The organism is Streptomyces novaecaesareae (genome assembly GCF_000716875.1).
Taxonomy (GTDB): Bacteria; Actinomycetota; Actinomycetes; order Streptomycetales; family Streptomycetaceae; genus Kitasatospora; species Kitasatospora novaecaesareae.
This window is the reverse complement of record NZ_JNWQ01000089.1, coordinates 19,779-28,541: the sequence shown is the minus strand read 5'-3', so window position 1 is coordinate 28,541 and position 8,763 is coordinate 19,779. Positions and strand designations below refer to the sequence as shown.

6 protein-coding genes are annotated in these 8,763 nt (G+C 71.6%); 3 read left to right on the top strand and 3 right to left on the bottom strand.

Translation table 11 applies throughout. From position 1 onward, the window contains the following. The first annotated feature begins 134 nt into the window (after positions 1-134). From OP86_RS27270 to glxA, 3 genes are all read left to right on the top strand, one after another. Positions 135-749: a 3-oxoacid CoA-transferase subunit B gene (locus tag OP86_RS27270; protein WP_030060588.1), complete on the top strand. Its 615-nt coding sequence runs from the start codon at positions 135-137 to the stop codon at positions 747-749. Between the two features lie 430 nt (positions 750-1,179). Further along, on the top strand, positions 1,180-3,333 hold the full coding sequence (locus OP86_RS27265; protein WP_078589290.1) for a glycosyltransferase family 2 protein: 2,154 nt from the start codon (positions 1,180-1,182) through the stop codon (positions 3,331-3,333). Between the two features lie 13 nt (positions 3,334-3,346). Beyond that, positions 3,347-5,278, top strand: a complete 1,932-nt coding sequence (gene glxA / locus OP86_RS27260) for a radical copper oxidase GlxA (protein ID WP_030060586.1) — start codon at positions 3,347-3,349, stop codon at positions 5,276-5,278. Positions 5,279-5,326: 48 nt separating this feature from the next. Here glxA and OP86_RS27255 read toward each other — a convergent pair whose 3' ends face one another. From OP86_RS27255 to OP86_RS27245, 3 genes are all read right to left on the bottom strand, one after another. Then, positions 5,327-6,409: a glycoside hydrolase family 6 protein gene (locus OP86_RS27255; RefSeq protein ID WP_234435061.1), complete on the bottom strand. Its 1,083-nt coding sequence runs from the start codon at positions 6,407-6,409 to the stop codon at positions 5,327-5,329. A gap of 223 nt (positions 6,410-6,632) precedes the next feature. Then, positions 6,633-7,361 (bottom strand): uracil-DNA glycosylase, encoded by a 729-nt coding sequence (locus OP86_RS27250; RefSeq protein WP_234435060.1) that lies wholly within the window; start codon positions 7,359-7,361, stop codon positions 6,633-6,635. 78 nt (positions 7,362-7,439) lie between these two features. Next, positions 7,440-8,690, bottom strand: coding sequence for a low temperature requirement protein A (locus OP86_RS27245; RefSeq protein ID WP_063832469.1), 1,251 nt, complete (start codon positions 8,688-8,690; stop codon positions 7,440-7,442). Positions 8,691-8,763: the final 73 nt, after the last annotated feature.

Here is an 8,763-nt window from a genome sequence, read left to right as displayed (position 1 = left end):
GAAGACGGCATACGAGATTTCTGCCTGTCTCGTGGGCTCGGAGATGTGTATAAGAGACAGCCGCTCCCTCCACCTCCACCTCCACCTCCACCTCCACCCCTGCCCCCAGCTCCGCCCTCGACCCGCGCAACGCCCTGGCCGCCCGCGCCGCACGGGAGTTGCGTGACGGCCAGTACGTGAACCTGGGCATCGGCCTGCCGACCCTGATCCCCAACCACCTCCCGCCGGGTGTCGAGGTGGTGCTGCACTCGGAGAACGGCGTCCTCGGCGTCGGCCCGTACCCGGAGGAGGGCGCCGAGCACGCCGATCTGATCAACGCCGGGAAGGAGACGGTGACGGTCGCCGCCGGTGCCTCCTACTTCGACTCGGCCTTCTCCTTCGGCATGGTCCGGGCCGGTCGGATCGACGTCTCGGTGCTCGGCGCGATGCAGGTGTCGGCCGCCGGGGACCTCGCGAACTGGATGATCCCCGGCAGGATGGTCAAGGGCATGGGCGGCGCGATGGACCTGGTGCACGGGGCCCGTCGGCTGATCGTCGTGATGGAGCACACCACCCGGGACGGCTCGCCGAAGATCGTCGGGCAGCTGTCACTTCCCGCGACGGGTCGAGGCGTTGTGGACCGGATCGTCACCGAGCTGGCGGTGATCGACGTGACGCCGGAGGGGCTGCGTGTGGTGGAGACGGCGCCGGGTGTGGGGTTCGCCGAGGTCCGGGCGGCGACCGGCGCCACCCTCCTTCCTCCGGTATGACCGCTTCGGCGGCCATTTCGAGCGCTGTGGCCGCCCTTCGGTACGGGCCTCACGCACCGGACAGTTCGGGCACGTGGATGGAATTCGCCTCGCTATCACCTGCGGGCGCCGGAATGGCCTGGAACGATGGGAACTTCATGCCTGAGTGGTGATCATTCCTCGGAACGGTTGCGATCACCGTGACGCTCCGGGAGAGTTGAACACGTCGTGGATTCGAGCGCCCGGAGGGGAAGCCGGGACGTCTACCAGGATCCCGCAGCCGAAGTCACCGTGCAGGCGCATAACTGAACCAGTCGCACACTTCATGTGCCGAACAGCCCGGTGGACTGCCTGAATGGCCGCAGTTCACCGGGCTGTGTTCTGTCCGGGCGATGACTCCGCGACGAGGCCGAGCAGTGGAGCAAGGCGCGAAACTCCGGGGGGAGCACGTATGAGCACGTCGTTCTCACGACGAAAGGACGTCGGAACGGCCCACGGGCGAGGGGCCGGGCAGCTCGACGAGGCCGCCCTGAGCTCCTTACCCGTGCCCGAGGCGCCGTACGACTACGCCCACTTCAGCCGTCTCGCCGGTCCGGCCCACGACCCGGACGAGGACGAGGACCTCGGCGGCGGTGTCTACCGGCCGGAACCGGCGGCTCACTGGCCGGAATCTGCAGCCCACCGGCCGCACTCGGACCCGGGAGTGCATCCGCAGCCCGGGCCCCCGGCAGCCCCCTACCGCGTCCGGTACCGCAGTCTGCTGCGCCGCGAGCCGCACCGGATCCGCGCCGCCCTGCTGCTGACGGCGGCCCCCGTGGTGGAGGCCGTGCTGCTGATCTGGCTGCTGCTGCCGGAGCACTGGCCGGAGCGGATCGACGAGACGAACCCCCTGGTGCTGCTCGGCGACAAGGTGATGATCGGGATCATCGCCGTGGTCGAGGTGTTCCGGCTGGTCAACGTGGTCTCCAACACCCACGCCACCCTGGTCGCCCGCGATCCGATACCCGTGACGCCACAGCCGGGCACCCGGGTCGCGTTCCTCACCACCTGCGTGCCGGGCAAGGAGCCGCCGGAGATGGTGCGGGCCACGCTGGCCGCGGCCCGTGCGGTGCGGCACGAAGGACCGTACGACGTCTGGCTGTTGGACGAGGGAAACGATTCTGCAATGCGGGAGCTCTGCGCCGAGCTGGGCGTCCGCCACTTCAGCCGCGCCGGCCGCCCGCACTGGAACCTCCCGAAGGGCCGGTTCCGCGCCAGGAGCAAGCACGGCAACTACAACGCCTGGCTCCAGGCGCACGGCGACGACTACGACTTCTGGGTGTCCGTCGACACCGACCACGTCCCGCTGCCCGACTTCTGCGAGCGGATGCTCGGCTACTTCCGCGACCCCGACGTGGCATTCGTGGTCGGCCCCCAGGTGTACGGGAACTACCGCAGCTCGGGCTCGGCCGTCACCACATTCTCCGAGAGCCAGCAGTACCTCTTCCACGCCCTCATCCAACGCGCCGGAAACCGTTACGGCGCGCCCATGTTCGTCGGCACCAACAACGCGGTCAGAATACGCGCGCTCCAGTCGATCGGCGGGTTGTACGACTCCATCACGGAGGACATGGCGACCGGTCTGGAGTTCCACCGGAGCCGGAACCCGGAGACCGGAGAGCCCTGGAAGTCCGTGTACACCCCGGACGTACTGGCGGTCGGCGAAGGACCGTCCTCCTGGACCGACTTCTTCTCCCAGCAACTGCGCTGGAGCCGGGGCACCTACGAGACCCTGCTGACCCAGTACTGGCGGGTGCTCTGGCGGCTTTCGCCGGGCCGGCTGCTCAACTACTCGCTGATGGTGGGCTTCTACCCGATGGCCGCGCTGACCTGGCTGCTCGGCGGCCTGTCCAGCGTGCTCTACCTGGGCTTCGGCGCCTCGGGCGTCCACGTCTCCTCCGAGATCTGGATGATGCTCTACAGCGACGCCGCCGCACTCCAACTGCTGCTCTACACCTGGAACCGCAAGCACAACGTGAGCCCGCACGAGCCGGCCGGCTCCTCCGGGGTGGCCGGCATGGCGATGTCGGCGCTGTGCGGCCCGATCTACGCGGCCTCGCTGCTGCAGGCGCTGGTCCGCCGCCGCAGCCGCTTCGAGGTGACGCCCAAGGGGCGCTCGGCCAGCACCGACCGCCTCGGCACCTTCCGCTACCACCTCTTCTGGACGCTGGTGTTCGGCGGCGCGATCGCCGCCTCCTACGTCACCGGCTACGACCACGCCGCGATGCGCACCTGGGCCTGGATCGCCCTGGCGCTGACCCTCCTGCCGGTCCTGATCCTGGCCGGTGACGCCGTCCGGCGCCGGCGCACCCGGCCCACCGCGACCCTCGCCGTCACCGACGGCCCGGCGACGGCCCCGAAGCTCGTCCTGGAGAAGCGCCACCCGCGCCACGCCCGCTCCCCCCGGACGGCACCGCACGCACAGGCACCGGGCACACAGCCGGCGCAGCACGCACAGCCAGGACGGCACGCCGGGCAGCAAAAGCCGGCGCAACGGGCAGCAGCGGAGCCACCGTTCACCCTCCCCGCACCCGACCGGGCCGAGAGCGGCACCCCCATCCACTGAGGGAGCAACCACCGTGAGGATCCACAAGACCGGCCGCACCAAGCGCTTCGCCCTCGGCAGCACCGTCGCGCTGACGGTGGCCGGGATGAACGCACCGGCCGTCCTCGGCTTCGCGTCCCAGCAGTACCACCACTACGTGATCAACCGCCCCGAGTACAAGGCGCAGTACGGCCACTGGCAGACCCTGACGCTGCCCGCCGAGTTCCGGGTCAACGCCGTACACGCCACCCTGCTGCGCACCGGCAAGGTCCTGATCGTGGCCGGCTCCGGCAACGACGAGAAGCAGTTCGACGCGGGCACCTTCAAGAGCCTGCTCTGGGACCCGGCGAAGAACAGCTACAAGCTGATACCCACCCCGGCCGACATGTTCTGCGGCGGCCACGCCTCGCTGCCGGACGGCCGGGTCCTGGTGGCCGGCGGCACCCAGCGGTACGAGAAGCTGGCCGGCGCGGTGAAGAAGGCCGCCGGTGTCATGCGGGTGCGCAACGAGAGCCCGGAGCGCGACCGGACCTTCCCCAAAGGCACCGTCTTCGTCGCCCCGAACGGCCGCGAGTACGCCAGCACCACCCCGGTGACCGTCCCGGCCGCGGCCAAGAGCGGCTCGGGCAAGCAGACCGTCGTCACCGCCGGCGAGCAGCACGTGTTCGTGGAGGCGGTCGGCACCGGCCCCGACTACGTGGCGGGCTCCCCGGCCCAGTACCGGATCAAGGGCCTGACCGGCACCGACGCCCACAACCTGTACGGGCAGAGCGACAAGCTGACCCTGGACAAGCAGGAGTACCAGGGCATCCGCTCCGCCTTCGAGTTCAACCCGGACACCGAGCTGTACGAGCCGGTCACCGACATGGCCCACGCCCGCTGGTACCCGACGCTGACCGGGCTGGGCGACGGCCGGGTGGTCACCGTCTCCGGCCTGGACGACACCGGGGAGATCCTCAACGGCAATGACAACGAGATCTACGACCCGAAGAGCAAGACCTGGTCCACGGCGCCCGAGCGCTACTTCCCGACCTACCCGTCGATCTTCCTGACCGCCTCCGGCAAGCTCTTCTACTCCGGTTCCAACGCCGGTTACGGGCCTGCCGACAGGGGCCGCGAGGCCGGCGTCTGGGACCTGTCGAACAACGCCTTCCGGCCCGTTCCCGGCCTGCGCGACCCGGGCCTGACCGAGACCTCCTCCTCGGTGCTGCTGCCGCCCGCGCAGGCGCAGAAGGTGATGGTGCTGGGCGGCGGCGGTGTCGGCGAGTCACCGCTGTCCACGGCCCGCACCGACATCGTCGACCTCTCCGCCGCCGATCCCGCCTTCACCCCGGGCCCGGACCTGCCGGCCGGCGGCACCCGCTACCTCAACAGCGTGATCCTCCCGGACGACACCGTCTTCACCACCGGCGGCTCCAGCGGCTACCGCGGCCGCGGCGACAGCGACCTGCTCAAGGCGCAGGTGTACCACCCGGGCTCCAACAGCTTCAGCACCGCCGCCGAACCGGCCGTCGGCCGCAACTACCACTCGGAGGCACTGCTGCTGCCGGACGGCAGGGTCGCCGTGCTCGGCTCCAACCCGCTCTTCGCGGACAAGGCCGAGACCCAACCGGGCGGCTTCGAGCAGCGCATCGAGATCTACACCCCGCCGTACCTGTACCACGGCGACCGCCCGCAGGTGGGCCCCGCACCGTCGGCGGCGAAGCTCGGCGCCACCCTCGCCGTCGGCACCTCCCGGCCGGACGCGGTCGCCACCGCCAAGCTGATCCGGCCGAGTTCGGTCACCCATGTGACGGACGTCGAGCAGCGCTCGGTGGCCCTGGACATCACCGGGCGGACGGCGGACGGCGTCTCGCTCGCCCTCCCCGGCAACCCCAACCTGCTGCCGCCGGGCTGGTACATGCTCTTCCTGACGGACACCGCCGGCACCCCGTCGGTCGCCCGCTGGATCCAGGTCACCGGCTGAGGAGCCGCCGAATGAGGAGTCACCGGGTGAGGAGTCACGGCCCGGCCGTCAGCGCGCCGACTGCGCCAGCCCGAGCGCGTACGGCAGCCAGAACTCGCCCGCCCGGGGCTCGCCGCGGCCGCAGTCGCCGTCCGACTCCCCCGGGTTCTTGATCCACAGGTAGGCGTCCACCCCGGGCCGACCGGTGTCGGCGGTCGGCGGCTCACCGAGCGCGCGCCCGGGCGGGTTGCACCAGGAGTCGCCGCCCAGCGCGCCGTTGCCGCTGCGGCTGGTGTCGATGACGAAGTTCTTCCCGCCCAGGGCCTCCGAGAGCCGGGCACCGTACGCCGCGTTGCGGTCGGTGTCGTAGAAGTTGGCGACGTTCACCGCGAAGCCGTCCGCCGCGGCGATGCCCGACTTGCGCAGGGCGCCGGCCAGTTCCTCCGGGTCCTGCGCCCAGCCTGGATTGCCCGCGTCCAGGTAGACCCGGATGTTCGGACGCTTCTTCAACTCCTGTACGGCGAACGACAGCAGACCGTACCGCTCGGCGGCCAGGCCGCCCTTGATCCCGCAGTTGTCCAAGGTGTGTGCGACGGCGTCCGGCTCCAGCACCACCCAGGCCCGGCGGTCACCGAGGGCCTGCGCGACACCGGTGATCCAGGCCCGGTAGGAGGCCGCGTCGGGGGCACCGCCGGCCGAGTACTGGCCGCAGTCCCGGTGCGGGATGTCGTACGCGACGAAGACCGCCGTCCGGCCCGTCTCGGCGGCCCGGCGGCTCACCTGCTCGGCGATCTCCCTGGCGCCCTGCTCGCCGAGCCACTGCGAGGAGGGCTGCGAGGCGATCCGCGCCAGCGTGTCCGCCTCGGCCGTCCGGCCCTGGCCGCGCAGTGCGGTCATCTGCCGGGCGGCGTTGGTCTGGTCGGAGACGTAGAAGGCCTGTCCGGGGAGCTGGGCGAGGGCCCCGGGCCCGGTGGCCGAACCCGCGCTGCTTCCGGCTCCGGCTCCGACTCCCGCGCCGCTTCCGGCTCCCGCGCCGCTTCCGACTCCGGCGGTGGCCGTCGGGCCGGCCGGCCCGGTCCTGCTCGGCCCGCCGCCGTCCGTACCGCTGCAGCCGGACACGGCGACCAGCGCCCCGGCCAGCGCCACCCCCACGGCCCACCGGGAGGCCCCCGCCCCCCGCAACGTCCTCGACCGCCGCAGCCCGTACACGTACCGCCCCTCCCACGACCCGTCCGGCGACCGGTCTGCACCAGCTAAGCACACCCGGCACGGGCCGACGGCCACCAGCGGTGAACGTCAAGTGGCCGCGGGCGGACGGGAGATCGAGCCCGCGCGGCCCACGGCCACCCGACGATCGGGGCCCTGCCCCCGGCGCTCAGTCCTGCTTCAGGTTCGGCACCTGCCAGTCGATCGGCTCGCCGCCGAAGCCGTCCAGCGCCTCGTTGATCTGCGAGAACGGGCGGCTCCCGAAGAACAGCTTGGCGGACAGCGGGGACGGGTGCGCGCCCTGCACCACCACGTGCCTGGAAACGTCGATCAGCGGCAGCTTCTTCTTCGCGTAGTTGCCCCACAGCACGAAGACCACCGGCTCCTCGCGGTCGCTCACGGCCTTGATCACCGCGTCGGTGAACTTCTCCCAGCCCTTCGCCTTGTGCGAGTTGGCCTCGTGCGCGCGGACCGTGAGCACCGCGTTGAGCAGCAGCACACCCTGCTCGGCCCAGTGCATCAGGTAGCCGTTGTCCGGAGCCGGGATGCCCAGGTCGGCGTCCAGCTCCTTGAAGATGTTGCGCAGCGAGGGCGGCGTCCTGGTGCCGGGCAGCACCGAGAAGCTCATGCCGTGGGCCTGCCCGTTGTCGTGGTACGGGTCCTGGCCGAGCACGAGCACCCGGACCTTCTCGTACGGAGTGGCCTCCAGCGCGGCGAACTCCTGGCCGCTCGGCGGGAACACCTCGTGCTCCGCGCGCTGGGCCGCCACGAAGGCCGCCAGCTCGGCGAAGTACGGCTTGTCCGTCTCGGCGCTCAGCACCTCGCGCCAGGACTCGGGCAGCTCCAGCCCGTCGCCCGCACCGGCCCCGACCACGCCCGCCTCGACCGTGTCCGTCACGACATCTACCTCCCACACCGCGGCTGCTGCGCCGCACGCCCTCTTTCACCCCGAACGCTACACAGGCCCACCGACAACTCACTCCACAGGAGCGCGGGCGGGAGCGGAGGCAGGATCAGGAGCGGAGGCAGGAGCAGGAGCGGAGGCAGGAGCGGAGGCAGGAGCAGGAGCGGAACCGGAAGCAGGAACGGCGGAGGCGGCGGCCCGGGAGGCACGTTCCACCCGGAGGTGCTCCAGCACGTTCAACGCCACCAGCAGCACCGCCAGTGCCACCAGCACCACCAGCGCCGGCAGCCGCACCATCGCGGGCAGCAGCACGAGCGCCACGGCCGCCGCGCCGATCCGGGTCGTCGCGACCCGACGGAACATCATCCAGCGCGTGTACCCGAAGGTCAGCAGGTACAGCGCGCAGCCTCCGTACAGCAGCGCCACCGCCCCCGGGCCGAGCGCCCGCCACGGGTCCGCGACCGTCTCCCCGAAGCCGACCGCCACCCCGATCACCCCGGCCACCAGCGCCAGGTGCCCGTACTGGAAGATCCGCCGGACCACGTCCCGGCGCGAGTCGGCGATCACCACGGCGTGCCGCATCGCGTCCGCCGCGTACACGAAGTACTGCCACCACAGGCCCGCCGAGATAGTGAACGCGGCGGCCACGGCGGCGAGTTCGGCCGCGTCCAGCCGGGCCGAGGCAGCCGTGCCGCCGATCCCGACGATCGACTCGCCGAGCGCCACCAGCAGGAACAGCGCGAACCGCTCCGGCATGTGCGCCGGGTGGTAGGAGACCTTCGCCAGCCGCCGCCGGAACACCGTCGGCGCGGCCAGGTCGCAGAGGGCGGCCGCCGCCCACAGCGCGAGCCGCGGCCCGTCCGGCAGCAGCCCGCCCACCACCAGCAGCGGCCCGCTGACCAGCACGCCCACCCCGTACGGGCCGCGCCAGACACCCGGGACGCGGACCAGCAGGAGCAGCAGCACCACCCGGGCCAGCCAGTACGCGGCGCCGAGCAGCACGCCCCGCCTGCCGTACGCGCCCGGGATCGCCAGTGCCATGAACAGGCCGGCCAGCCCGACCAGCAGGATGCCCAGGCGGTCCCGCGGGTTGTCCACGTCCCGGATGTTGGCCTGCACGGTGGTGCCGACCCAGCACCAGTACACCGGGACGAACACCACCAGTGCCCGGACCAGGCCGGTCGCATCGTGGTGGTGGTGCAGCAGCCCGGAGACCTGGGTGATAGCGAGGACGAAGACCAGGTCGAAGTACAGCTCCGCCCAGGTGACCCGCTTCTCCCCGACGCCTTCCGCGTCCGCGTCCGCTTCCCCCGTCGTACTCATCCGCCCATGCCTCCCCACAGGTACGAAGCGGGCCCCGCCCCGGCGATCGGCCGGAACGGGGCCCACGACCGCA